Origin of the sequence: Dyella sp. 2RAB6, assembly GCF_052115385.1 — a bacterium.
Classification (GTDB): Bacteria; Pseudomonadota; Gammaproteobacteria; order Xanthomonadales; family Rhodanobacteraceae; genus Dyella_D.
Genome location: NZ_JBFRGP010000004.1, coordinates 392,884 through 416,431 on the forward strand (window position 1 = coordinate 392,884; position 23,548 = coordinate 416,431).

22 protein-coding genes, 1 tRNA gene and 1 pseudogene are annotated in these 23,548 nt (G+C 68.4%); 17 read left to right on the plus strand and 7 right to left on the minus strand.

The features are described from left to right. Positions 1–40: 40 nt before the first annotated feature. From AB4083_RS09635 to AB4083_RS09645, 3 genes are all read right to left on the minus strand, one after another. On the minus strand, positions 41–1,420 hold the full coding sequence (locus AB4083_RS09635) for a PhoH family protein (RefSeq protein ID WP_441607570.1): 1,380 nt from the start codon (positions 1,418–1,420) through the stop codon (positions 41–43). A gap of 145 nt (positions 1,421–1,565) precedes the next feature. Beyond that, positions 1,566–2,027 (minus strand): peroxiredoxin, encoded by a 462-nt coding sequence (locus AB4083_RS09640; protein WP_441607571.1) that lies wholly within the window; start codon positions 2,025–2,027, stop codon positions 1,566–1,568. A 312-nt stretch (positions 2,028–2,339) separates the two neighbouring features. Further along, positions 2,340–2,894, minus strand: coding sequence for a glycine cleavage system protein R (locus AB4083_RS09645; RefSeq protein ID WP_441607572.1), 555 nt, complete (start codon positions 2,892–2,894; stop codon positions 2,340–2,342). 125 nt (positions 2,895–3,019) lie between these two features. Here AB4083_RS09645 and dapA point away from each other — a divergent pair, with 125 nt between their 5' ends. Together dapA and AB4083_RS09655 are read left to right on the plus strand one after the other, a co-directional pair. After that, positions 3,020–3,913, plus strand: coding sequence for a 4-hydroxy-tetrahydrodipicolinate synthase (dapA, locus tag AB4083_RS09650; protein ID WP_441607573.1), 894 nt, complete (start codon positions 3,020–3,022; stop codon positions 3,911–3,913). 34 nt (positions 3,914–3,947) lie between these two features. Then, positions 3,948–4,544 carry a hypothetical protein gene (locus AB4083_RS09655; protein WP_441607574.1) on the plus strand — a complete coding sequence of 199 codons (597 nt, stop codon included), beginning with the start codon at positions 3,948–3,950 and terminating at the stop codon, positions 4,542–4,544. Between the two features lie 82 nt (positions 4,545–4,626). Here the strand turns inward: AB4083_RS09655 and fdxA are convergent, their stop codons facing one another. Together fdxA and AB4083_RS09665 are read right to left on the minus strand one after the other, a co-directional pair. Then, on the minus strand, positions 4,627–4,950 hold the full coding sequence (gene fdxA, locus AB4083_RS09660; RefSeq protein ID WP_441607575.1) for a ferredoxin FdxA: 324 nt from the start codon (positions 4,948–4,950) through the stop codon (positions 4,627–4,629). Positions 4,951–4,997: 47 nt separating this feature from the next. After that, positions 4,998–5,073, minus strand: a tRNA-Glu gene (locus AB4083_RS09665). A 166-nt stretch (positions 5,074–5,239) separates the two neighbouring features. Between AB4083_RS09665 and pcnB the strand changes: the two genes are divergently transcribed. From pcnB to pgi, 6 genes are all read left to right on the plus strand, one after another. Then, complete coding sequence (gene pcnB / locus AB4083_RS09670; RefSeq protein WP_441607576.1) at positions 5,240–6,616, plus strand: polynucleotide adenylyltransferase PcnB; 1,377 nt, start codon at positions 5,240–5,242, stop codon at positions 6,614–6,616. Further along, positions 6,613–7,095 (plus strand): 2-amino-4-hydroxy-6-hydroxymethyldihydropteridine diphosphokinase, encoded by a 483-nt coding sequence (gene folK, locus AB4083_RS09675; protein WP_441607577.1) that lies wholly within the window; start codon positions 6,613–6,615, stop codon positions 7,093–7,095. The genes pcnB and folK overlap by 4 nt, the downstream gene beginning before the upstream one ends. 55 nt (positions 7,096–7,150) lie before the next feature. Continuing rightward, on the plus strand, positions 7,151–7,981 hold the full coding sequence (gene panB, locus AB4083_RS09680) for a 3-methyl-2-oxobutanoate hydroxymethyltransferase (RefSeq protein WP_441607578.1): 831 nt from the start codon (positions 7,151–7,153) through the stop codon (positions 7,979–7,981). Positions 7,982–7,992: 11 nt separating this feature from the next. Then, positions 7,993–8,838: a pantoate--beta-alanine ligase gene (gene panC, locus AB4083_RS09685; RefSeq protein WP_441607579.1), complete on the plus strand. Its 846-nt coding sequence runs from the start codon at positions 7,993–7,995 to the stop codon at positions 8,836–8,838. A gap of 99 nt (positions 8,839–8,937) precedes the next feature. Beyond that, positions 8,938–9,324 (plus strand): aspartate 1-decarboxylase, encoded by a 387-nt coding sequence (gene panD, locus AB4083_RS09690; protein ID WP_441607580.1) that lies wholly within the window; start codon positions 8,938–8,940, stop codon positions 9,322–9,324. Between the two features lie 199 nt (positions 9,325–9,523). After that, the gene (pgi, locus tag AB4083_RS09695; protein WP_441607581.1) at positions 9,524–11,161 is read left to right on the plus strand and encodes a glucose-6-phosphate isomerase; all 1,638 of its coding nucleotides are present in this window, start codon (positions 9,524–9,526) and stop codon (positions 11,159–11,161) included. A 5-nt stretch (positions 11,162–11,166) separates the two neighbouring features. Here the strand turns inward: pgi and queG are convergent, their stop codons facing one another. Next, entirely contained in the window at positions 11,167–12,240 is a 1,074-nt protein-coding gene (queG, locus tag AB4083_RS09700; RefSeq protein ID WP_441607582.1) for a tRNA epoxyqueuosine(34) reductase QueG, read from the minus strand. 50 nt (positions 12,241–12,290) lie between these two features. Between queG and AB4083_RS09705 the strand changes: the two genes are divergently transcribed. The 6 genes from AB4083_RS09705 (at position 12,291) to AB4083_RS09730 (ending at position 19,929) form a co-directional block, all read left to right on the plus strand. Continuing rightward, a complete protein-coding gene (locus AB4083_RS09705; protein WP_441607583.1) occupies positions 12,291–13,775 on the plus strand; it encodes an NAD(P)H-hydrate dehydratase in 1,485 nt (494 codons plus the stop codon). Beyond that, positions 13,772–14,254, plus strand: coding sequence for a tRNA (adenosine(37)-N6)-threonylcarbamoyltransferase complex ATPase subunit type 1 TsaE (tsaE, locus tag AB4083_RS09710; RefSeq protein WP_441607584.1), 483 nt, complete (start codon positions 13,772–13,774; stop codon positions 14,252–14,254). The genes AB4083_RS09705 and tsaE overlap by 4 nt, the downstream gene beginning before the upstream one ends. Positions 14,255–14,440: 186 nt before the next feature. Next, positions 14,441–16,081, plus strand: coding sequence for an N-acetylmuramoyl-L-alanine amidase (locus tag AB4083_RS09715; protein ID WP_441607585.1), 1,641 nt, complete (start codon positions 14,441–14,443; stop codon positions 16,079–16,081). Between the two features lie 115 nt (positions 16,082–16,196). Continuing rightward, the gene (gene mutL / locus AB4083_RS09720; RefSeq protein ID WP_441607586.1) at positions 16,197–18,032 is read left to right on the plus strand and encodes a DNA mismatch repair endonuclease MutL; all 1,836 of its coding nucleotides are present in this window, start codon (positions 16,197–16,199) and stop codon (positions 18,030–18,032) included. A gap of 68 nt (positions 18,033–18,100) precedes the next feature. Further along, entirely contained in the window at positions 18,101–19,024 is a 924-nt protein-coding gene (locus AB4083_RS09725) for a DUF1684 domain-containing protein (RefSeq protein WP_441607587.1), read from the plus strand. 116 nt (positions 19,025–19,140) lie between these two features. Then, a complete protein-coding gene (locus tag AB4083_RS09730; RefSeq protein WP_441607588.1) occupies positions 19,141–19,929 on the plus strand; it encodes a DUF1684 domain-containing protein in 789 nt (262 codons plus the stop codon). A gap of 118 nt (positions 19,930–20,047) precedes the next feature. Here AB4083_RS09730 and AB4083_RS09735 read toward each other — a convergent pair whose 3' ends face one another. Then, complete coding sequence (locus AB4083_RS09735; RefSeq protein ID WP_441607589.1) at positions 20,048–20,830, minus strand: enoyl-CoA hydratase-related protein; 783 nt, start codon at positions 20,828–20,830, stop codon at positions 20,048–20,050. Between the two features lie 207 nt (positions 20,831–21,037). Between AB4083_RS09735 and AB4083_RS09740 the strand changes: the two genes are divergently transcribed. The 3 genes and pseudogenes from AB4083_RS09740 (at position 21,038) to AB4083_RS09750 (ending at position 23,493) form a co-directional block, all read left to right on the plus strand. Beyond that, the gene (locus tag AB4083_RS09740) at positions 21,038–21,769 is read left to right on the plus strand and encodes an FKBP-type peptidyl-prolyl cis-trans isomerase (RefSeq protein WP_441607590.1); all 732 of its coding nucleotides are present in this window, start codon (positions 21,038–21,040) and stop codon (positions 21,767–21,769) included. A gap of 73 nt (positions 21,770–21,842) precedes the next feature. Then, a pseudogene (locus AB4083_RS09745) lies at positions 21,843–22,636 on the plus strand (CoA pyrophosphatase). Next, the gene (locus AB4083_RS09750) at positions 22,633–23,493 is read left to right on the plus strand and encodes a sulfurtransferase (RefSeq protein WP_441607591.1); all 861 of its coding nucleotides are present in this window, start codon (positions 22,633–22,635) and stop codon (positions 23,491–23,493) included. Before AB4083_RS09745 ends, AB4083_RS09750 begins: the two are co-directional and overlap by 4 nt. Positions 23,494–23,548 lie beyond the last annotated feature (55 nt).

Sequence of the window (23,548 nt, forward strand, 5' to 3'; positions counted from 1 at the left end):
TCCGGCACAAGCCGGAACGGCGATTGTCCCATGAGTGCGCTTACAGCGCTTCGGAAGCGAAATCCGCCAACCGCGACCGCTCGCCGCGCCGCAGCGTGATATGCGCCGAATGTTCCCACCCCTTGAAGCGATCCACCGCGTAGGTCAGGCCGGAGGTGGTCTCGGTGAGGTAGGGCGTGTCGATCTGTTCCACGTTGCCCAGGCAGACGATCTTGGTGCCGGGGCCGGCGCGGGTGATCAGGGTTTTCATCTGCTTGGGGGTGAGGTTCTGGGCCTCGTCGATGATCAGGTAGCGTGAGAGGAAAGTGCGGCCGCGCATGAAGTTCAGCGAGCGGATCTTGATGCGCGAGGCGAGCAGGTCGTTGGTGGCCTGGCGGCCCCAGCTGCCGCCTTCCTCCGGGTTGGCGAGCACTTCGAGGTTGTCGGTGAGCGCGCCCATCCATGGCGTCATTTTTTCCTCCTCGGTGCCGGGCAGGAAGCCGATGTCCTCGCCGACCGAGACCGTGGCGCGGGTCATGATGATCTCGCGGTAGCGCTGCTGGTCCATCACCTGGGCCAGGCCGGCGGCCAGCGCGAGCAGGGTCTTGCCGGTGCCGGCGGTGCCGAGCAGGGTGACGAAGTCGACGTCCGGATCCATCAGCACGTTGAGCGCGAAGTTCTGCTCGCGGTTGCGCGCGGCGATGCCCCACACGGCATGGTTGGAGTGGCTGTGGTCGTCCAGCAGCACCAGGGTGGCTGCTTCCTCGTCGACGTGCAGCACGCGCAGCTCGACGCTGTTGTCGCCGGGCAGGAACAGGCACTGGTTCGGATGCCAGTCCTCGTCGTCGCGGCGCTTGACCTTGTAGAAGGTGCGGCCGCGTTCGTTCCACGACTGCACTTCCGGGTGGCGGTCCCAGAACTCCTCGGTCAGCTCGGTGGAGCCGGTGTAGAGCAGGGCGAAGTCGTCGAGCGCGCGGTCGTTCTCGTAGTCCTCCGCATCGATGCCGTAGATCTTGGCCTTGATGCGCAGGTTGATGTCCTTGCTGACCAGGATCACCGCGCGGTCGGGATTCTGGTCGCGCAGCTCGATCACCGCCGCCAGGATCAGGTTGTCGGCCTTGCCGTGGCCGTTGGTGGCGCGCTGCTGGAAATACAGCCGGCCCACCGTGTTGTTGCGTTTGAGCTTGATGCCTTGCGGGTTGCTCAGTTCCAGCCCGTTGCTGATGCCGTGGCCGTTGCCGCGTTCGATCAGCTCGTTGAGGAAGCGGCTGACCTGGCGCCCGTTGCGGGAGACTTCCGAGGCGCCTTTCTTCTTTTCGTCCAGCTCCTCCAGCACTGTCATGGGGATGAACACGTCGTGTTCCTCGAAGCGGAACAGCGAGGTGGGATCGTGCAGCAGAACATTGGTATCGAGAGCGTAAATGCGCTTGCTTCCGGTCATACGGAAGTTGCCTCGCTGGCTTGCTGGTGGATGGAACGCGGCATGCTGGATGCCGTGGGAATCCGGCCCCGCGGGCCAGAAAAAGCGTGTCCGCTGCGCCTGCGCGGGTGGCGCCGACAGAACCCAGCGGATAGGTCGGAAGGGTTCACTTGGCGGGGATGGCGTCGAGCACGGCCTGGGCGTGACCTGGGACTTTCACGTTGCGCCATTCCTGTACCAGCCTGCCTTCGGGGTCGATGAGGAAGCTACTTCGTACGACACCCATGTGACGTTTTCCATACAGCACCTTCTCGTGGATCACGTCGAAGGCCTGGCACCAGGTTTCCTCGGGGTCGGAAACCAGGGGAAACGGCAGTTCCTGCTTGGTGGCGAAGTTGGCGTGCGACTTGACCGAGTCGCGCGACACGCCAAGCACCTGCGCGTTGCGCTTGCGGAATTTCGGGTAGAGGTCGCGGAAGTCCTTGGCCTCGTTGGTGCAGCCCGGGGTGCTGTCCTTGGGATAGAAATAGACCACCACCCATTGGCCCTTGAGGCTGTCCAGTTTCAGCTCGGTGCCGTCGCCGAGCGGACCTTTGAGCTTGGGGACTTTCTTGCCGACGTCTGGCATGACTGCTCCTGCGGGGCCGCTGACGGGCTCCGTCTTGTGATTGTGATGGGGGAGGGAAGCTGGCGGCCGGCGGGCGGCACGGAGGGGAAGGCGGCGCGTCGTGCGATGGTGCTCGCTCGATCTGCGTACTGCATGCGCGCCGGCCCTCCGGTATTGCCTCTTCGGGGCCAAGACTAGCGCGCCTGTGGCGGCGGATGACAGCCCTTGCCAACCGCGGCGTGGCGGGGGCATGCTGGCTCTCCCGCGCGATGGGGCCCGAAGGAAGTTTCTGGCGGCCCCGCTGTCGAACAACAGCCCTTAGAACTTCAGCCCTTAGAACTTCACCGGATCCATGATGGCGTCCAGGTTGAGGCCGTCGCAGAACTCCAGGAAGTCGTCGCGCAAGGCGGCGATATGGGTGTCGGCGGGAATGCCCACCGTGATCTGCGCCTGGAACATTGCCGCGCCGGTCTGCATGGCCTGGTAGCGCATCGAGTGCAGCTGTTCCACCGCGATGCCGTGGCGGTCGAAGAAATCGATGATGCGCACCAGGATCCCCGGCCGGTCGGCCGAGATCACTTCCACCAGGTAGGGCAGCAGGCGCGAGGCCTGGCTGCGGCCGTCGGTGCGGTAGTGCATCAGCTGTATGTCTTCCTCGCGCGCGAACTTGGCCAGGGCGGACTCCAGCTTGGCCACCGCGTCCCAGGAGCCGGTCGCCAGCAGGGTCAGCGAGGTATCCACGCCGATGGTCGACACGCGCGCGTCGGCCAGGTTGCAGCCGGCGTCGGCGATGCGGCGGGCCAGGCTCAGCAGGGGAGTGCGCGGCGACGGGGTCAGGGCCTGGATCAGCAGCTGGTGGTCGTTGCCGGTACGCGAGGAACGGTTCAAGGATGTCGGCCTGTAGCGTGGGCCCGCGCAGCGCGGGACGGCGGCGCAGGGCTCGGCGAGCTTACTTGTCGCCCCTCCGAGGTCGCAAGTAACATGCAGGGCTTGGCTTCTGGCCGGAGTATGTCTTGAAGATTGGTGGAAGCATCTGCGCCCTGGCGACCCCGTTCACGTTGGACGGCGCGCTGGATCTGGACGCCTTCGGGCGGTTGCTGGACTACCAGATCGCGGGCGGGACGCAGGCGGTGGTGGTCGCCGGTTCCACCGGCGAAGCCCATATGCTCGAGCACGACGAATACGAAATCCTGCTGGCCTTCGCGGTGAAACGCGTGGCGGGGCGCATCCCGGTGCTCGCCGGCACCGGCGAAGCGGGCACGGCCAAGACCGTGGCGTTGACGCGCCGCGCGCGCGAACTGGGCGCCGATGCCGCGCTGGTGGTGGCGCCGTTCTACGTGCGGCCCACGCAGGAAGGCCTGCGCCGCCATTTCCTCGAGGTCGCCGATAAGGGCGGCCTGCCCGTGCTGCTCTACAACGTGCCCGGCCGCACCGGCTGCGACCTGCTGCCGGAGACCGTCGCCGCGCTGCGCGAGCATCCGGCCATCGTCGGCATCAAGGAAGCGGTGGGCAGCGACGAGCGCATCCGCGCCCTCGCGGAACTTGCGCGCGCGGATTTCGTCTACCTGTCCGGTGACGACCCGACCGCCGGCAAAGCCATGCTGGCCGGCGCGGTCGGCACCATCTCGGTGGTCGCCAATCTGGCGCCCAAGGCCTTCCGCGCGCTGTGCGACGCGGCGGTCGCGGGCGACCGGGCGGCTACCGCGCACTGCGACGATGTCCTCGCCGCGCTGGTTCAGGCGTTGAACTGCGCACCCAACCCGATCGCCGTGAAGGCCGGCCTGCCGGCGCTGGGGCTGGGTTCGGCGGCGCCGCGCCTGCCCCTGGTCGAACTGCAGGAAGGGCCGGAGCGGGCGCGCATCGCCGAAGCGCTGGCGGCTCTGGCATCCTTGGCAAACGCGGCCTGACGGCCGCCCGATCTCTCAACGGAACTCCAATTCAATGAAGAAATCCCCGCTCCTCGTCGCCATGCCGGCCCTGGCCCTGTCCGCCTTGCTGCTTTCCGGTTGCGGCATGTTCCGCTCGGAGAAGGCCTGGGAGGCCGCCAAGCAGGAAACGCCGCTGGAGATCCCGCCGGGCCTGGATACGCCGTCGACCAGCGCCGCCCTGGTGATCCCGGAGCAGGGCGCCAACACCCCGACCTCCAACGGCGCAACCGCGCGCGTGGGCAAGGGCGGCGGCGTGATCGCCGACGGCTTCGTGCTCACCGAGAGCGTCGACAACGCTTATCGCCGCGTCGGCCAGGCGCTGGAGCAGGGCGACATCGGCCAGGTGGTGAGCCACGATGACGCCGGCCACGCCTATACGCTGAGCGTGGTGGCCTCGGCCGTGCAGGGCAGCAAGCCGGGCTTCTTCCGCCGCATGTTCGGCGCCGGCAAGAAGGACAGCTCGGCCCCGGCACCGGGCGCCGCGCCGCACCAGGTGCAGGTGGTGGTCGGCCCCAGCGGCCAGAGCGCCAGCGAAGTGCGCGCGCAGGGCGATGCCGCTGCCGTGGCTAAGGTGGTGGATACGCTGAAGTCGCGCCTGGGCGGGAATTGATCCCATCCGGCGGCCTCGCCGCCAACGAAAAAGCCGCCCTTCGGGGCGGCTTTTTTCGTATTCGACATAGGAAAAGTCGGAATCAGCGCTGCAATTGATCCAGCTTGTCCGGCTTGTTTTCCCATTCCTTGGCGTCCGCCAGGCCGTCCTTGCGCTCGGTGATCACCGGCCAGGCCTTGGCCAGTTCGGCGTTGAGCGCCACGAAGGACTCCTGCCCGGCGGGCACGTCGTCTTCCGGATAGATGGCGTTGATCGGGCATTCCGGCTCGCACAGGGTGCAGTCGATGCACTCGTCCGGATCGATCACCAGGAAATTCGGGCCTTCGTGGAAGGCGTCGACAGGGCAGACTTCGACGCAGTCGGTGTACTTGCACTTGATGCAGTTGTCGGTGACGACAAAGGTCATGCGATCACGGGCCTGTATATGCCGGGGGGCCTGTGCAGGCCCGGAAGTGGCGCTCCCTACGAGGTTCGAACTCGTGTTCCCGCCTTGAGAGGGCGGTGTCCTAGGCCACTAGACGAAGGGAGCGAAAAGCACCGGAGCGCGCTAGTATAGCGAAATTGTTGCGGCCGGCAATGCCCTCCGTGACAGCTGTCTCATGCCCGAAGCCATGCTGCGCAGCCTCGGATTCACCCGACGCGAGCTTGAAACCGAGGCCATGCGGCAACCCTTCCGCTGCAAGGATTCAAACCGCTTGAACTTGAAAGCAAGGAACGAGGCCACGCCGTCGCTGCGCATCATTCCGCGCGAGCAGCACGTGATATCGCGCAAGAACATCAGCAAGGCCGCGCTGCGTGTGCTGTACCGCCTCCACGAAGCCGGCTATGACGCCTTCCTGGTCGGAGGCGCCGTGCGCGACCTCCTGCTCGGCGGCCATCCCAAGGACTTCGACGTGGCCACCAATGCCACGCCGGAAGACGTCAAGAAGCTGTTCCGCAACTGCCGCCTGATCGGCCGCCGCTTCCGCCTCGCCCACGTGGTGTACGGGCCGGAGATCATCGAGGTGGCGACCTTCCGCGGCACCGGCGAGGAAGACGGCAGCGAGGGCGGCGGCGACCGCCACATCGTCGACGGCCGCATCGTGCGCGACAACGTCTGGGGCAGCATCGAGGAAGACGCGCTGCGCCGCGACTTCCGCGTCAACGCGCTGTACTACGACATCAGCGACTTCTCCGTGCGCGACTACGTCGGCGGCATGCCGGACGTGGAAAACCGCGTGCTGCACCTGATCGGCGATCCGGTCACGCGCTACCGCGAGGACCCGGTGCGCATGCTGCGCGCGGTGCGCCTGGCGGCCAAGCTCAATTTCCGCATCGACGCCGCGGCCTTCGCGCCGTTCGAGGAACTGGGCCCGCTGCTGCTGGACGCCTCGCCGGCGCGCCTGTTCGACGAGTCGCTCAAGCTGTTCCTGAGCGGGCACGGCCTTAAGAGCTTCCGCCTGCTGGAGCACAGCGGCCTGCTCAAGTTCATGTTTCCCGCCACCGCGCGTTCGCTCAAGCGCGGCGACGAAGCCCTGCGCAAGCTGATCGAAGAGGGCCTGGGCAGTACCGATGCGCGCGTGGCCGAAGGCAAGTCGGTGACGCCGGCCTTCCTGTTCGCGGTGCTGCTGTGGGGCGAAGTGCGCGATCTGGCGCATGCCTGGATCGTCAAGGGCGTGGAGAGCACGCAGGCCTGGGGCCGCGCGGTGGCGCACGTGGTGTCCGAGCAGTGCCAGCGCGTGGCGATCCCGCGCCGCTTCACCATCACCATGGAAGAGATCTGGGCGCTGCAGCCACGCTTCGAGCAGGTGCAGCGCAAGCGCGTGTTCCGCCTGATGGCGCACCCGCGTTTCCGCGCCGCCTTCGACTTCCTGCTGCTGCGCGGCACCGAGTCACAGGCGATCGATCAGCTCGGCCAGTGGTGGGCGCATGCCCAGCAGCTGTCGCACGAGACGCTGGCCGCCGCGCTGTCCGGCAGCGGTGCCGACGTGCCGTCGGCGGGCGATGTCGAGCCCGCGCCGGCGAGCAAGCCGCGCAAGCGTCGCCGCCGCAAGCCGGGCGGCAAATCCGGCGGCAAATCGGGCGCGGCGTGACCGCTGCCTATGTGGCGCTGGGCAGCAATCTGGGCGATTCCCGGCGCTATCTGAGCGAAGCCATCGAAGCGATGGCGCGGCTGCCGTCCACCCGGGTGGAGGCGCGCTCGCGCGTCTACCGCACGCCGCCGTGGGGGATGCTGGAGCAGCCGCCGTTCCTCAATGCCGCCGTCCGGCTGGACACCGCGCTGTCCGCCGACGAACTGCTGGACGCCCTGCTGGCGATCGAACGCGCCGCCGGCCGCAGCCGCGAGGGCGAGCGCTGGGGCCCGCGCACGCTGGACCTGGACCTGCTGCATATGGACGGCGTGCGCCTGGCCGGCGAACGCCTGACCCTGCCGCATCCGCGCATCGCCGAGCGCGCCTTCGTGCTGCTGCCGCTGGCGGAATTGGCGCCGACGCTGGACCTGCCCGGCCAGGGCCAGGTCGCCGAACTGCTCGCCGCGCTGGACTGCAGCGGTTGCGAAGCGCTGCCTTGAGCCTTTTGTGCAATGCGGCGGATAATCTGTTTCTTCCCTACCTGAAGGCGTCCCCGTGTACGTCCAGAATGCCAACGCCCCCGCCCGCAAGCCCGTGACGGTGCCTGGCCTGCGGGCCATGAAGGCGGAAGGGCGGCCGATCGTGGTGCTGACCGCCTACGACTACAGCTTCGCCTGGCAGCTCGAAACGGCCGGCATCGACATTGCCCTGGTCGGCGACTCGCTCGGCATGGTGGTGCAGGGGCATGCGAGCACGCTGCCGGTGACGCTGGAACACATGGTCTATCACACCAGCGCGGTGGCCCGCGGCCTGTCGGCCACCTTGCTGGTGAGCGACCTGCCGTTCATGAGCGACCGCGATGTGCCGCACATGCTCGACGCCGGCGCGCGGCTGGTCGGCGAGGGCGGTGCGGCGATGGTGAAGATCGAGGGTGCGGCGCCGCATATCCTCGATGGCATCCATGCGCTGGCGACCCGCGCCATTCCGGTCTGCGCACACCTGGGGCTCACCCCGCAGTCGGTGCACAAGTTCGGCGGTTTCCGTATCCAGGGCCGCGAGCAGGAAGCCGCCGACCGCGTGGTGGCCGAGGCCAAGGCGGTGGAACAGGCCGGCGCCGACCTGCTGGTGATGGAGGGCGTGCCCACCTCGCTGGGCCAGCGCGTGACCCAGGCCGTCGGCATCCCGGTGATCGGCATCGGCGCCGGCCCGCATTGCGACGGCCAGGTGCTGGTATTGCAGGACATGCTGGGCATCACCCCGGGCAAGCGACCGAAATTCAGCAAGGATTTCCTGGCCGGACGCGATTCTGTGGCGGCTGCGCTCGCCGCCTATGCCGGGGACGTGCGCAGCGGCGCCTTCCCGGCCCCCGAACACTGTTTCAGCTGAGACACACCTCCATGCAGACTGTGCAAGACGCCGCGGCCCTGCGCGCCGTAATCCGCGGCTGGCGCTCCCAGGGCCAGACCGTGGGTTTCGTGCCGACCATGGGCAACCTCCACGCCGGCCATTACTCGCTGATCAAGCTGGCGCGTGCGCGCACCGACCGCGTGGTGGCGAGCGTATTCGTCAATCCCACCCAGTTCGGCCCGAACGAGGATTTCGAGCGCTATCCGCGCACCCTGGTGCAGGACCAGGCCGGCCTGGCCGAGCAGCAGTGCGACCTGGTGTTCGCGCCCGACGTGGCCACCCTGTATCCGTTCGGCCCGGACAGCAGCGTCAGCGTGCACGTGCCGCAGGTCACCGACACGCTGGAAGGCGCGCACCGTCCCGGTCATTTCGACGGCGTCGCCACCGTGGTGTGCAAGCTGTTCAACCTGGTGCAGCCGGATGTGGCCGTGTTCGGCCAGAAGGACTTCCAGCAGCTGAAGGTGATTGAGCGCATGGTGCGCGACCTGGCCTTGCCGGTGAAGGTGATGGGCGCGCCCACCCTGCGCGCCGACGACGGCCTGGCGCTGAGCTCGCGCAACCAGTACCTGTCGCGCGACGAGCGCGAGCTGGCCCCGCAGGTCTACGCCACCTTGCAGCAGATGCGCGAGCTGGTCGGCAAGGGCCACGCGATCAAGGTGGTGGAGCAGGCCGCGGCCTCCAAGCTGGCCCGTAGCGGCTTCGAGCCCGACTACGCCGTGATCCGCCGCGCTGAGGACCTGTCCGAGCCGGCCGAGGGCGAGCGCGACGGCCTGGTGGCGCTGATCGCCGCCCGCCTGGGCAAGACCCGCCTGATCGACAACTTGCCTTTCGATTAAGCCCCCCCCACATAGCGCGACAACCGGTCTCGTTGCAGCGAGCCGGTCCGCACACCGATAATTGCCCGCTACGCAGACCTTTTTGCTGGAAGTCATGCCATGAACCTGAACATGCTCAAGGCCAAGATCCACCGCGCCACGGTGACGCACGCCGAGCTGCACTACGAAGGCTCGATCGCGATCGACGGCCTGCTGCTCGATGCCTCCGGCATCCGCGAGTACGAGCAGATCCACGCGTGGAACATCAACAACGGCAAGCGCTTCGTCACCTATGCGCTGCGCGCGGAAGAAGGCTCCGGCATCATCTCGGTGAACGGCAGCGCGGCCCATCGCGCCCAGCCGGGCGACCTGGTGATCATCGCCGCGTTCGCTCAGCTGTCCGAGGCGGAGCTGGAGAAGTTCCAGCCGACCCTGGTGTACGTCGATGCCGACAATCGCATCTCGCACACCAACCGCTCGATCCCCAAGCAGATGGCGGCAGCCTGAGGCCAGGCTGCCCATTGTCGTCACCCCAGCGCAAGCTGGGGTCCGGCGCCTCCAAGGCACTGGATTCCAGCTTGCGCCGGAATAACGAGTTCGAAGGACGGCAAGTTTTTCAGTCATTCCAAATTGGCATGTCGCGCGCTACTCACGCGCCACTTATTGGCTCTAAGATCGGGGTTCCCTCCCCGCCAAGTACGAGCCCATGTCGCAGCAGCGCAGTCCGTCCTTCCTGGCAGCACACGTCGAACGTCTCGCGCGCATCCATCTGCGCGATTTGCTGAGGGACCAGGAGCGCGGCAGCCGCCTGCGCCATCGCGTGGGGCCGCTGCTGCTGGACCTCAGCCGGCAGAAACTGGACCACCAGGCGCTGCAGGCGCTGGGCGAACACGTCGAGGCCAGCGGCTGGCAGCGTGCGCGCGACGCCATGTTCGCCGGCGAGCCGATCAACACTTCCGAACATCGCGCCGTACTGCACACCGCGCTGCGCGGCAGCGCCTCGCACCTGCCGCCGGTGGCGCCGCGCGAAGTGCGCACGGAGATCGAACGCACCCTGCTGCGCATCGAAGAACTGGTGCGCGCGATCGAGCGCGGCGATGCGGCCAGCATGGGCCTGCCGGCCAAGATCACCGACGTGGTGAACATCGGCATCGGCGGTTCCGACCTCGGCCCGCGCCTGGCCGTGCGCGCGCTCGCGCCGTTCCACGTACCGGAGCTGCGCAGCCACTTCCTCACCAATGTCGACGGCCAGGCAGCGTACGAGCTGATGCGCCAGCTCGATCCGCGCCGCACCCTGGTGATCGTGGTCTCCAAGACCTTCACCACCCAGGAAACCCTGCTCAACGGCAACGTGCTGCGCGACTGGATCGTGCGCTCGTACGAGGGCGATGCGGGCGCGGCCTCGAAGCATTTCCTCGCGGTCAGCGCCAACACCGCCGAAGCCGAGCGCTGGGGCGTGGCCACCTCGAACATCTATCCGATGTGGGATTTCGTCGGCGGACGCTTCTCGCTGTGGTCCGCGGTGGGCCTGTCGCTGGCGCTGGCCATCGGCATGGAGCATTTCCGCGCGCTGCTGTCCGGTGCCGCACAGGTCGACGATCACTTCCGCAGCAAGCCCTGGCAGGAAAACCTGCCGGTGCTGCTGAGCCTGGTCGAATACTGGAACCGCAATGGATTGGGCCGCACCAGCCGCGCGGTGGTGCCGTACGCCGACCTGATGGGCGACCTCACCTCGTACCTGCAGCAGCTGGAGATGGAAAGCCTGGGCAAGCAGGTCACGCCGCAGGGCGAGCCGGTGGCGCAGTCCACTTCGCCGGTGGTGTGGGGCAGCGTCGGCACCAATGCGCAGCATGCGTATTTCCAGTCGCTGCACCAGGGCACCGACACCGTGCCGCTGGAATTCATCGGCGTGGTGCGGCCCGCGCATCCGCTGCGCGCCAATCACGACGCGCTGCTGTCGAACCTGCTGGCACAGGCCGCCGCGCTGGCACTGGGCAAGACCTTCGAGGAGGCGCTGGCCGAGAGCAAGGGCGACGACGAACACGCACGCCGCGTGCTCGCCGCGCAGCGCACCTTCCCGGGCGATCGGCCGAGCACGGTGATCCTGCTCGACTCGCTGACCCCGGAAAGCCTGGGCGCGCTGATCGCGCTGTACGAGCACAAGGTGTTCATGCTCGGCCATCTGTGGAGCATCAACGCGTTCGATCAGTGGGGCGTGGAACTGGGCAAGTCGATCGCGCGGCAGATCCTGCCCGCGCTGGAAGGCCAGGTCGACGACCTCTCCATGTTCGACAGCGCCACGCGCGCCTTGCTCGACGAGATCGCGCAGCGCCGCGAAGGCTGAGCGCCTTACGCCGCCTGGTGCCGCGCCAGCGCCCAGGCGACGTGTTCGCGCACTACATCCGAGGGATGCGTAGTGCGCGAACGTAAAGCTTCGACGACTTCCGCCGACGCCGGCGCATTGCCCAGCGCCACCGCGATATTGCGCAACCAGCCCTCGTAGCCCGTGCGGCGGATCGCCATGCCTTCGGTGCGGCGCAGGAATTCCGGTTCGCTCCAGGCGAACAGCTCGGTCAGGCGCGCGCCGTCCAGGCTATGGCGCGGTGCGAAGTCCGGTTCGGCCGCGTCGCGCGCGAACTTGTTCCACGGGCAGATCAGCTGGCAGTCGTCGCAGCCGAAGATGCGGTTGCCCATCGGCGCACGCAGCTCTTCCGGAATGCTGCCTTTGAGCTCGATGGTGAGATAGGAAATGCAGCGGCGCGCATCCAGCCGGTACGGCGCCACGATGGCCTGGGTCGGGCAGATATCGATGCAGCGGCGGCAGCTGCCGCAATGCGCGGTGGCCGCTTCGTCCACCGGCAGCGGCAGGTCGGTGTACAGCTCGCCGAGGAAGAAATACGAACCGGCGCTGCGGTTGATCAGCACCGTGTGCTTGCCGATCCAGCCCAGGCCGGCATTGCGGCCCAGCGCCTTCTCCAGCACCGGCGCCGAATCCACATAGGCGCGATAGCCGAAATCGCCCACCTTGGCGTGGATGCGTTCGGCCAGCTTCTGCAGGCGGTTGCGCATCAGCTTGTGGTAGTCGCGGCCCAGCGCGTAGCGCGCGACGTAGCCTGCGTCCGGATCTTCCAGCACGGCCCAGGCATTGCGCGTGCCGGGCGGGATGTAGTCCATGCGCACCGAGATCACGCGCAAGGTGCCCGGCTCCAGCTCGGCCGGACGGCTGCGCTTGGTGCCGTGGCGGGCCATGTAGTCCATCTCGCCGTGGTGGCCGTCGTCCAGCCAGCGCTGCAGGTGCTGCTCGTCCTCGCCCAGTTCGACCCCGGCGATGCCGGCGTCGGCGAAGCCCAGTTCGCGCGCCCAGCGCTTGATGTCGCTGGCGAGTGCGGCGTAGTCGTGGGCGAGGGCGGTCGGAGAGGACATGCCGCCCATTGTAAGTCCCTCGGGCGCGGCGCCCGCCTATAATCCGCTGCATGACGCCACGCCCGCACCGCCACGAGCTCTATTCCGTCGACCAGGTGCGTGCGCTGGATCGGCGCGCGATCGATGTGCTGGATATCCCCGGCATCGAACTGATGCGCCGCGCCGCTGCGGCGGCTTTCGCTTCGCTGCAGCGCCACTGGCCGCAGGCACGGCGCATCGCGGTGTACTGCGGCCCCGGCAACAACGGCGGCGACGGCTTCCTGCTCGGTGCGCTCGCGCTGCAGGCCGGCTATCAGGTGATGCTGTTCGCGCTCAGCGGCGAATCGCGCGGCGATGCCGCGACGGCCCGTGCCCGCTTCGAGGAAGCCGGCGGCCAGCCGCAGCTATGGAGCGCGGTGACCGGCCTGCCGGTAGCCGACGTGCATGTGGATGCGCTGTACGGCACCGGCCTCACGCGCGCGCCGGAACCCCCGGTGGCCGACCTGCTGTGGCGGCTGAACGCTGGTGGCGAACCGATCCTCGCGCTGGACGTGCCGTCGGGCCTCAACGCCGACAGCGGGCAGTGCCCGGGCGAGGCGATCAAGGCCGACGTCACCGTCAGCTTCATCGCGCACAAGCGCGGCCTGCATACCGGCCAGGCGGCGGATCGCGTGGGTGTGCTGGAACTGGACACGCTCGCCTTGCCGGAAGAACTCTGGGACGGCGTCGCGCCGGATGCCGTGCGGCTGCAGCCGGCCACGCTGCCGCCCCGGCCGCGCCATGCGCACAAAGGCAGCAATGGCCATGTGCTGGCGATCGGCGGCGACCTCGGCACGGCCGGTGCGATCCGCCTGTGCGGCGACGCCGCGCTGCGCGCCGGCGCCGGGCTGGTGAGCGTGGCGACCCGCGAGGCGAACCTGGTCGCGCTCAACAGCGCCCGCCCGGAACTGATGGCGCATGGCGTGGACGGCCCACAGGCCTTGCAGCCGCTGCTGCAGCGCGCCGACGTGCTGGCGCTAGGGCCGGGCCTGGGGCAGGGCGCCTGGGGCCATGCGCTGTGGCTGACCGCGCTGGATATGGCCATGCCGCTGGTGCTGGATGCCGACGGTCTCAATCTGCTGGCGCGCGAGCCGCGCACGTTCGAAGCGGCCACGGTGCTCACGCCGCATCCGGGCGAGGCGGCCCGGCTGCTGGAAAGTTCGGTCGCCGAGATCGAGGCCGACCGCTACGCCGCCGTCCGCGCATTGGCGCGCAAGTACGGCGCGGTGGCGGTGCTGAAGGGCGCCGGCAGCCTGATCGCCGATCCGCATGGCCGCGTCGCGGTCTGTCCCTGGGGCAACCCCGGCATGGCCACGGGCGGCATGGGCGACCTGCTGACCGGCATCGTCGCGGCCCTGCTCGCCCAGGGCTGCGAGCCCTGGGAGGCGGCCTGCCTGGGCGTAGGGCTGCATGCGCGCGCGGGCGACCTGGCCGCTGCGGACGGCGGCGAGCGCGGCCTGCTGGCGACGGATCTGCTGGCGCCGCTGCGCCGGCTGCTCAACGGGCGCGACGCATGAGCACGCTGCAGCAGGAGCTTCCCGACGAAGACGCCACCGCCAGCTTCGCCGCCAAGGTGGCCGGCGCGGTCGACGACGGCGCGGTGATCTACCTGCACGGCGACCTCGGTGCCGGCAAGACCAGCTTCGCCCGCGCCTTCCTGCGCGCCCTGGGCGTGGGGGAGCGGGTCAAGAGCCCGACCTACAGCCTGGTCGAGTCATATGGTCTTGATGCGGGGCGCCTCAACGCCCGCACCGCCTGGCACCTCGACCTGTACCGCATCGCCGACCCGGGCGAGCTGGAATGGCTGGGGCTGGATGCGCTGGCCGACCCCACCGCCCTGGTGCTGGTGGAATGGCCGGAGCGCGGCGCGGGCGCCTTGCCGGCGCCGGATCTGCAGATCGACCTGGCCTATGCCGGCACCGGCCGCGTCGTTCAGGTAGCTGCACGCAGTCCGCGCGGCACCCGCCTGCTGGCCCGCCTGCCGGCTTCAAGCTGAGGCGCAGCGCTAAGTATCGGTAGTTAATGAGATTTTGGGTTTCGCCCCAGCCCCGGGCGAAACCCTTCCCGCAGCGCGGTTTGCGTCCGATAGCTGGACCCAGCCTGACAAAACGGCTGCAGGTTATGGATATTTCAAGGAAAAAGCACTTGCATTCAGGAAAGTGCTGAGCTTCAATGCGCGACCATGAGGGGATATCCGGCCACCATCCGTCAGTTTTCCTGTCTCGTCGCCCTGGCGATCGCGCCGCTGTGCGCCGTCCACGCCGCCGACGTGAAGTCCGCGCGCGTCTGGGCCGGTCCGGAATACACCCGGCTGGTGCTCGACGTATCCGGCCCGGTCGACTTCAAGGCCCGCCAGGACGGCGACCAGCTGGTGCTCGACCTGGGCCGCAGCAGCCTGGGCGACGATTACGCCGCGCCGAAGGCGCAGGGCCAGCTCAAGGGCCTGGACAGCAACCAGCAGGGCAACCGCCTGCAACTGGTGGCCAAGGTCGACCCCTCCAGCCACTACAAGAGCTTCGTGCTGCAGCCGGCGGCCAATTACGGCTATCGCCTGGTGGTGGACGTCTACCCGGGCAACGGCGCGGCGGCATCCAGCAAGGCCGCGCCAGCGCCGGTCCAGGACGACGGCGACGACGATGCCGCGCCGGCCCCCGCGCCGGTGGCGATCAAGGCCGCCGCGTCCGGCAAGAACAGCGTCAAGTCCACCCAGAGCGGCATGGCCTCCACCCGCCAGGCCGCGGCGCTGCTGAATGGCGAGCGCAAGGTGGTGGTCGCGGTCGACGCCGGCCACGGCGGCCAGGATCCCGGCGCGCACGGCCCCGGCGGCACGCTGGAAAAGAACGTCACCCTGGCGGTGGCGCGCGAGCTGGCCGCGCAGATCAACAAGCAGCCGGGCATGAAGGCGGTGCTGACGCGCGATGCGGATTTCTTCATCCCGCTGAAGCAGCGTTACGAGATCGCCCGCCGCAACAACGCCGACCTGTTCGTCTCCGTCCACGCCGACGCCTTCGTCAACGGCGACGCCAAGGGTTCCTCGGTGTGGGTGTTGTCGCCGCGCGGCAAGACCAGCGAGGCGGCCCGCTGGCTGGCCGACCGCGAAAACCGCGCCGACCTGATCGGCGGCGTGTCGCTGGACGACAAGGACGACAGCCTCGCCGCCGTGCTGCTCGACCTGCAGCAGGGCTATGCGATGCAGGCCAGCGAGGCCGTGGCCACCAACGTGCTGAAGGCGCTGGGCGGGCTGGGCCCCACCCATCGCGGCTTCATCGAGCGCGCCAACTTCGTGGTGCTGCGCTCGCCGGACGTGCCTTCGATCCTGGTCGAGACCGCCTTCATCAGCAATCCGGACGAGGAGCGCAAGCTGCGCGATCCCTCGCACCAGTCGCACCTGGCCGAAGCCGTGATGGGCGGCGTGCGCAGCTATTTCGAAGCGACGCCGCCGCCGGGTTCGTGGTTCGCCGCGCAGGCCGGGCGCCGCAACGGCAGCGTGGTGGTGTCGGTGCCGAAGAACGGCGATGACGACGGCGACAACAACTCCGACAACCGCCCAGACAACCGTATGTCCACCGCCGCCAACAAGGCGGTGGCGCAGGCGATGACCGGCTCGGCCAGGTCCGGCGACGTGAAGGTGGCCAGCGCGAAGCTGGACAGCGACCGTGCCGATGCCAACGTCCGCGACCTGCACCGCGTCACCGCCGGCGAGAGCCTGCGCAGCATCGCGCGGCAGTACGGCGTCAGCATCACCGCGCTGAAGAACGCCAACCGCAGCATCAACAACGATTCGGTGCGCGCAGGCATGGTGCTGGCGATTCCGTCCGGCTGATCAGTCCGGCCGATCAGTCCGGCTAGTTCCCCTGCAACATATTGTTTTTACGGACGCCACCCATCGGGTGGCGTTCGCGCTTTCGTGACCGGGGTCCAGGTCTTAAGCTTGCGCGATGCCTGTCATCCGCCCCTTGCCCCCCGAACTCATCAACCAGATCGCCGCCGGTGAAGTGATCGAACGGCCTTCCTCCGTAGTGAAGGAGCTGGTCGAGAACAGCCTCGACGCGGGCGCCACGCGCATCGAAGTCGATATCGAGCAGGGCGGCCAGCGCCTGATCCGCATCCGCGACGACGGCGGCGGCATCGAACCGGACGACCTGCCGCTGGCGGTGGCCTCGCATGCCACCAGCAAGATCCGCAGCTTCGACGACCTGGAAAACGTGGCCAGCATGGGTTTCCGTGGCGAGGCGCTGGCCTCGGTGTCGTCGGTGGCGCGCTTTGCGCTGACCTCGCGTGCGCGCGGCCAGGACACCGCGTTCCGCATCGAAGTGGACGGCGGCCGCCTGCAGGCGGCGCGCCCGGCGCAGCATCCGCAAGGCACCAGCGTCGAGGTGCGCGACCTGTTCTACAACGTGCCGGCGCGGCGCAAATTCCTCCGCGCGGAGCGCACCGAATTCGCGCATATCGATGACCTGCTGAAGTCGCTGGCGCTGGCGCGCGGCTCGGTGGAATTCCGCCTCAGCCACAACGGCAAGCCGGTGCGCATCCTCAAGGCGGCGAAGGACGAGCAGGCCGCCTTGCAGCGCGTGGCCGAAGTGCTCGGCGACGAATTCCCCGCGCAGAGCCTGCGCATCGATCATGCCGCCGCCGGCTTGCACCTGTCCGGCTGGGTGGGCTTGCCGACGGCGTCGCGCTCGCAGGCCGACTCGCAATACTTCTACGTCAACGGCCGCCTGGTGCGCGATCGCATCGTGGCGCATGCAGTGCGGCAGGCCTATGCCGACGTGCTGTTCCATGGGCGCCACCCGGCCTTCGTGCTGTACCTGGAGCTCGATCCGGTCGGCGTCGACGTCAACGTGCATCCGGCCAAGCAGGAAGTGCGTTTCCGCGAGCAGCGCCTGGTGCACGACTTCCTGTTCCGCACGCTGCACGAAGCGCTGGCGCAGACGCGCGCCGGGCAGGTCGGCGGCGTTGCCGAGACCTTGGATGCCACGCCGATGGCGAGCTATGCCGCTGCCGCATCCATGGGCATGCCGGTTACCTCGACACCGGCCTGGTCCGGCCAGTTCAGCCAGAGCCGCCTGAGCCTCGGCGTGCGCGAAGCGCCGCTGGGCGAGTACGCGGCCTTGCTCGGCGAGCCATCGCGCATGGCGGAACCGGCCTACGCCGCGAACGCACCGATGCCGCCGGCGCAGGACGACGAAGCGCCGCCGCTGGGCTTCGCCATCGCGCAGCTCAAGGGCATCTACATCCTTGCCGAGAATGCGCACGGCCTGGTGCTGGTCGACATGCACGCCGCGCATGAGCGCATCACCTACGAGAAGCTCAAGAGCGGGCGTGCCTGTAGCAATCTGCGCTCGCAGCTGCTGCTGGTGCCGCTCAACGTGTCGGTGAGCGCGAAGGAAGCCGCCGCTGCCGAAGAGCATGCCGACGCGCTGGCCGAATGGGGCCTGGAGCTGTCGCGCAGTGGTCCCTCCGGCGTGGTGGTGCGGCGCATTCCGGCCCTGCTCGAGGGCGCCGACGTGGCGCAGCTGTGCCGCGACGTACTGGCCGAGCTGGCCCTGCACGGCAGTTCGCGCCGCCTGCAGGAGCTGGAGAACGAACTGCTCTCCACCATGGCCTGCCACGGCTCGGTGCGCGCCGGCCGGCGCCTCACCCCGCCGGAGATGAACGCGCTGCTGCGCGAGATGGAAGCCACCGAGCGCTCGGGGCAGTGCAACCATGGCCGCCCGACCTGGACCCAGCTCGGCCTGGCCGAGCTGGACAAATTGTTCCTGCGGGGACGCTGAGCGGGGCGCTTGCGGGTCCGGCAAATAGACGTCCATACTCGGGCTTCCTTTGTCGAGCGGGCCGTGCCATGTCGCGTAGCGTTGCGTTCGCCCTCGTTGTCGCCTTGAGCCTTGGAGCTGTCACCGTGCAAGCCGAAACCGCCACCGCCGCCGCCAGCGGCGACTACCAGCACGAGATCGAGCAGTGGCGCGCCAAGCGCACCGCCAACTTGACCTCACCTACCGGCTGGCTCAGCCTGATCGGCCTGGAGTGGCTGCACGAAGGCGCCAACCGCATCGGCAGCGCCAGCGACAACGACATCGTGCTGAAGGCCGGCCCCGCGCAGCTTGGCGTGGTGACGCTGGGCAAGGATGGCGCGCTGCAGATCGCGCTGGACGAAAAGGCCGGCGCCACCGTCGACGGCAAACCCGTGCGTACCGCCACGCTGGTCGACGACATGCATGCCGGCGAAGCGACGCCCACCACGGTGGCATTCGGCAGCGCCAACTTCTACGTGATCGAGCGCGATGGCCGCAAGGCGCTGCGGGTGAAGGACAGCGCAGCGGAAACGCGCAAGGACTTCCTCGGCATCGACTACTTTCCGATCGACGCGTCCTGGCGCGTGGTCGCCGACTGGGTGCCGTTCGATCCGCCGCACCAGCTGGAGATCGGCTCGGTGATCGGCACCATCGACAAGGTGGACGTACCGGGCAAGGCGGTGTTCCAGCGCGACGGCCACACCTTCGAGCTGCTGCCGTACCAGGAAGAGCCGGGCGGCGAATTGTTCTTCGTGCTGGCCGACCGCACCTCCGGCAAGGAGACCTACGGCGCCGCGCGTTTCCTCTACGCCGCCTTGCCGAAGGACGGCAAGGTGGTGCTGGATTTCAACAAGGCCTACAACCCGCCGTGCGCGTTCACGCCGTTCGCCACCTGTCCGCTGGCGCCGCCGGAGAACCGGCTGGACGTGGCGGTGACCGCGGGTGAGAAGAAGTATCGCGGCGGGCATCATTGAGCGCCGCGCGTTCAATCGCTTGCGCAGGCGCGGCGTTCGTCGCGCTGTGGGTTGCGTCGGCGCAGGCGCAGAACGCGAGCTATGCCACGCAAGTCGAACAGGCTCGCGCTGAGCGTGTGACTAAGCTGAAGCAGGCGGACGGCTATCTCACGCTGATCGCTTCCGGTTGGCTGGAGCCGGGTGACAACACGCTGGGCGCCGCTGCGGACAATCGCTTCCAGGTGCCGGGCGCACCGGCGCATCTGGGCGTGCTGCATCTGGATGCCAGCGGTGCGGTGGATCTGCGCACGACCGATGGAGTTACGGTGACGATCGACAAGCGTCCCGTCACCGCCGCACCGATGCTGACCCAAGGCGCGCATGGCGAACGCAAGCCGACGCGCGCCTATCTCGGTGCGCAGCGCTATCTCTACGTGGTGGAAAGCGGCAAGCAGCGCGGGCTGCGGGTAAAGGACAATGCCGCGCCGCTGCGCACGGATTTCCCCGGCATCCCGTACTTCCCGGTCGATCCGTCATGGAAGATCGAAGCGCAGTGGCAGGCGTTCACCACGCCGCACACGCTGCGCATCGCCAACGTGGTCGGCACGGAAAACGACGAGCCGGTGCCGGGGCAGGCGGTGTTCGAACGCAACGGCCAGCGCTACACGCTGACGCCGATGGAGGAAGACGGCCGTTTGTTCTTCGTGTTCAGCGACCGCACCGCCGGCAAGCTGACCTACGGCGGCGCGCGTTTCCTCTACGCCGACGTGCCGAAGGACGGCAAGCTGGTGCTGGATTTCAATCTGGCCGAGAACCCGCCGTGCGCGATCACGCCGCACGTGGTGTGTCCGCTGGCGCCGCCGGAGAATCGGCTGCGCCTTGAAGTGACGGCGGGCGAGAAAAAGTTCCAGGGCGCGGGACACTAGATCGAACGGCGTAGGTTGGGGTGAGCGCAGCGAACCCCAACAATGCGCAACGCTCGATGTCGCGATGTTGGGGTTCGCTGCGCTCACCCCAACCTACGCCGGCAGGTTTCCCTTCGGATCAGCGCCCCTTGAACTCCGCCTTGCGCTTCTCCAGAAACGCCGTCGTTCCTTCGCGCATGTCCTCGGTGGAAAACGCCAGCGCAAACGCCTGCGTCTCGAACTCCAGCCCCTGATCCAGCGCCGTCTCGCCGCCCTGCAGCACGGCGTCGAGGATGCCCGCCGCGGCCAAAGGTGCGGAAGCGGCGAGCTGGTCGGCCAGGGCGTCGACGGTTGCGTCCAGCGCCTCCGGCGCCACCACGCGGTTGACGATGCCTAGCTCGTAGGCGCGCTGGGCGCCGATCATCGCGCCGGTCAGGCACAGCTCCAGCGCGGCGCCGCGGCCGGCCAGGCGCAGCAGGCGCTGGGTGCCGCCGAAGCCGGGGATCAGGCCGAGATTGATCTCCGGCTGGCCGAAGCGCGCCTTCTCGCTGGCAATGCGCAGATGGCAGGCCATCGCCAGCTCCATGCCGCCGCCGAGGGCGAAGCCCTGGATGCGCGCGATCACCGGCTTGCCCAGCCGCTCGATGGAACTCATCAAGCGCTGGCCGGCGCGCGAGAAACCCTGCGCCTGGACCGGTGTGTAGCCGTTCATCTCGGCGATGTCGGCACCCGCGACGAAGGCCTTGTCGCCGGCGCCGGCCAGCACTACCGCACGCACGGCGTCGTCCTGGGCGGCCTGGGCGAAGGCCAGGGTCAGTTCGTTGAGCGTGTCGCGGTTCAGCGCGTTGAGCTTGTCCGGGCGGTTGACGCTGATCAGGCGCACCGCGCCGCGGTTGCCGATCTCGAGGTTGCGATAGGCCATGGTGGTTCCCAGCGGAGGTCGAAAGCGCAAATGGTAGCAGTGGGGTAACGCTGGGGTAGCAGTGGGTAGCAGTGGGGTAGCCGCGGGAACCTTTGCCACCCCGGGCGTTCTCATGCCGGTGATGCCGGCACCCCCGCCGGCCCGCTGCACGCGGCCCGTAAACCCCTTACGATGTCCGGGCTTCGCGCACCGCGATGGAGGATAGGCATGACACGACTGCGTTGGTTGGCCCATGGCGCGATGCTCACGATGCTGATGGGTGCGGCAGTGGCCACGCATGCGCAGAACCGGGACAGCGCGGCCGACGCGCAGGCGGCCGGCTTGGACAAGAACAAGCTGTCCTATGCGATCGGCTACCAGATCGGCAGCCAGTTCTCCAACGGCGACCCCGAGGTGGACATCGCCGTGATGCAGCGCGCGATCCAGGACGCGTACAACAAGCGCCGCCCCGGCGTGCCGATGCAGGACATGCACGAACAGCTGCGCCGCCTCGATAAGCACATGCACGACAAGGCGGAGTCGCAGTTCGAGCAACTGGCCAGTTCCAACGCGAGCAAAAGCGCCGATTTCCTCGCCAAGAACCGGCAGAAGCCTGGCGTAGTGCAGTTGCCTTCGGGCATCCAGTACCAGGTGCTCAAGCAAGGTACGGGCAAGGATCAGCCGGCGCAGAACAGCACCGTCACCGTCAACTTCCGCGCCACGCTGATCGACGGCACCGAGTTCGACAGCTCCTGGGCGCATGGCTCGCCGGTGAGCTTCATCGTCAACAACAAGGTGATCCCCGGCTGGCAGGACGTGATCCAGCGCATGCGCGTGGGCGACAAGTGGCGGGTGGTGATCCCGCCGTCGCTGGCCTACGGCGAACGCGGCAACCTGCCGCGCATCGGCCCGAACGAGGCGCTGGTGTTCGAGATCGAGCTGCTGGAAATCAAGCAGTAAGCGCTGCCGCCGCGCCTGGCGCGGCGGCGTTCGCTGCCCGGGGAGAGAGGCCTTCGGCTAAGATGTGCGGTCCATGCCGAACGATCCCGCCCCCATCCCCGCACTACCCCTGAGCCCCTGCATCGGCATCTGCCGGCTCGACGAGCGCGGCTATTGCGAGGGCTGCCTGCGCACCGGCGACGAGATCGCGCGCTGGCGCGGCATGAGCGACGCGGAACGCCTGTATTACATGCGCGAGGTGCTGCCGGCGCGGGAGCAGGAGCCATGAGCGACCCGCTGTCGCTGGTCGCCTCCGCCGTGCGCCCGCTGGCCGAGCCGCCGGATGGGCCAGGCTGGAACTACCACGAGATGGCCGAGTTGATCGGCGATGCGCCCCGCCGCCCCGCCGCCGTACTGGTGGGTTGGCGCGAAGGCGTGCAGCCGCGACTGGTGCTGACCGTGCGCAACGACAGCCTGCAGGCGCATGCGGGGCAGGTGGCATTCCCCGGCGGGCGCACCGATCCCGAGGACGCCGACGCCGTGGCCACCGCGCTGCGCGAGAGCGAGGAAGAGGTAGGCCTGGATCGCCGGCTGGTCACGCCGATCGGCTATCTCGATAGTTTCGACACCATCAGCGGCTACCGCATCACGCCGGTGGTGGCACGCATCGCATCGGAAGCGAGCCTGTATCCGGCGCCGGCGGAAGTAGCCGAAGTGTTCGAGGTGCCCTTGGCCTTTTTCCTCGATCCGGCCAATCTGCGCCGCTACAGCATGGATTTCCGCGGCCATCGCCGCGAGATGGTGGAATTCATCCACGGCGGCCATCGCATCTGGGGCGCGACGGCCGCGATGCTGGTCAACCTGCTGCAACGCATGGGGCGTCTATGACTGCATACACCACCTTGATCGATGCGCCGACGCTGGCTGCCTTGCCGCCGCGCGAAGTGCTGATCGTCGATTGCCGTTTCGAACTGGCCGTGGCCGGCGGCGATCCGGACAAGGGCGAGCGCGCGTATCGCGAGGGGCATATCCCCGGCGCGGTGTACGCGCATCTGGATCGCGACCTGTCGGACCTGTCGCGCCAGCGCGAAGGGCTGGGCCGGCATCCGATGCCGTCCGAGCCGGCGTTTTCCGCGGTGCTGTCGCGCTGGGGTTGGCATTCGGGTTTGCAAGTCGTTGCCTACGATGCAGCCGGTGGTGCGCTCGCCGCGGCGCGGTTGTGGTGGCTGCTGCGGCTGGTCGGGATCCGCGAGGCGGCAGTGCTCGATGGCGGCTTGCAGGCCTGGCAGGCGGCTGGATTGCCGTTGGAGCCGGGCGAGGTGGTGCGCGAGGCGAGCCAGGTGTCGCTGCGATACGACGCATCGCGTTACATCGTCGACCATCGTGCGCTCGCCGAGCGCTCGCAGGAGTTGCTGATCGATGCGCGCGCCACGCCGCGCTATCGCGGCGAAGTCGAACCGATCGACCGCGTCGGCGGACATGTGCCCGGTGCATTGAATCGTCCTTACTCGGACAATCTGGATGCGCAGGGACGCTACAAGTCCGCCGCGTTGCTGCGCGGCGATTTCGCCGCACTGATCGGCCACACCGCGCCCGCGCAAGTGGTGCACATGTGCGGCTCCGGCGTCACCGCCTGCCACAACCTGCTGGCGATGGAACACGCGGGGCTGGAAGGTTCGCGCCTGTACGCGCCGTCGTGGAGCGGCTGGGTCAGCGATCCGGCGCGGCCGGTCGAGACCGCGTAACCGCGTAGGTTGGGGTGAGCGCAGCGAACCCCAACATCGCACCGTCAGGCGCTTG

Excerpts from the sequence above, each read along its gene's own strand:
- AB4083_RS09635 (WP_441607570.1), bottom strand. The coding sequence starts at position 1,420 with ATGACCGGAAGCAAGCGCATTTACGCTCTCGATACCAATGTTCTGCTG.
- AB4083_RS09640 (WP_441607571.1), bottom strand. The coding sequence starts at position 2,027 with ATGCCAGACGTCGGCAAGAAAGTCCCCAAGCTCAAAGGTCCGCTCGGC.
- AB4083_RS09655 (WP_441607574.1), top strand. The coding sequence starts at position 3,948 with ATGAAGAAATCCCCGCTCCTCGTCGCCATGCCGGCCCTGGCCCTGTCC.
- fdxA (WP_441607575.1), bottom strand. The coding sequence starts at position 4,950 with ATGACCTTTGTCGTCACCGACAACTGCATCAAGTGCAAGTACACCGAC.
- panC (WP_441607579.1), top strand. The coding sequence starts at position 7,993 with ATGCAGACTGTGCAAGACGCCGCGGCCCTGCGCGCCGTAATCCGCGGC.
- panD (WP_441607580.1), top strand. The coding sequence starts at position 8,938 with ATGAACCTGAACATGCTCAAGGCCAAGATCCACCGCGCCACGGTGACG.
- pgi (WP_441607581.1), top strand. The coding sequence starts at position 9,524 with ATGTCGCAGCAGCGCAGTCCGTCCTTCCTGGCAGCACACGTCGAACGT.
- queG (WP_441607582.1), bottom strand. The coding sequence starts at position 12,240 with ATGTCCTCTCCGACCGCCCTCGCCCACGACTACGCCGCACTCGCCAGC.
- AB4083_RS09705 (WP_441607583.1), top strand. The coding sequence starts at position 12,291 with ATGACGCCACGCCCGCACCGCCACGAGCTCTATTCCGTCGACCAGGTG.
- tsaE (WP_441607584.1), top strand. The coding sequence starts at position 13,772 with ATGAGCACGCTGCAGCAGGAGCTTCCCGACGAAGACGCCACCGCCAGC.
- AB4083_RS09715 (WP_441607585.1), top strand. The coding sequence starts at position 14,441 with ATGAGGGGATATCCGGCCACCATCCGTCAGTTTTCCTGTCTCGTCGCC.
- mutL (WP_441607586.1), top strand. The coding sequence starts at position 16,197 with ATGCCTGTCATCCGCCCCTTGCCCCCCGAACTCATCAACCAGATCGCC.
- AB4083_RS09725 (WP_441607587.1), top strand. The coding sequence starts at position 18,101 with ATGTCGCGTAGCGTTGCGTTCGCCCTCGTTGTCGCCTTGAGCCTTGGA.
- AB4083_RS09735 (WP_441607589.1), bottom strand. The coding sequence starts at position 20,830 with ATGGCCTATCGCAACCTCGAGATCGGCAACCGCGGCGCGGTGCGCCTG.
- AB4083_RS09740 (WP_441607590.1), top strand. The coding sequence starts at position 21,038 with ATGACACGACTGCGTTGGTTGGCCCATGGCGCGATGCTCACGATGCTG.
- AB4083_RS09750 (WP_441607591.1), top strand. The coding sequence starts at position 22,633 with ATGACTGCATACACCACCTTGATCGATGCGCCGACGCTGGCTGCCTTG.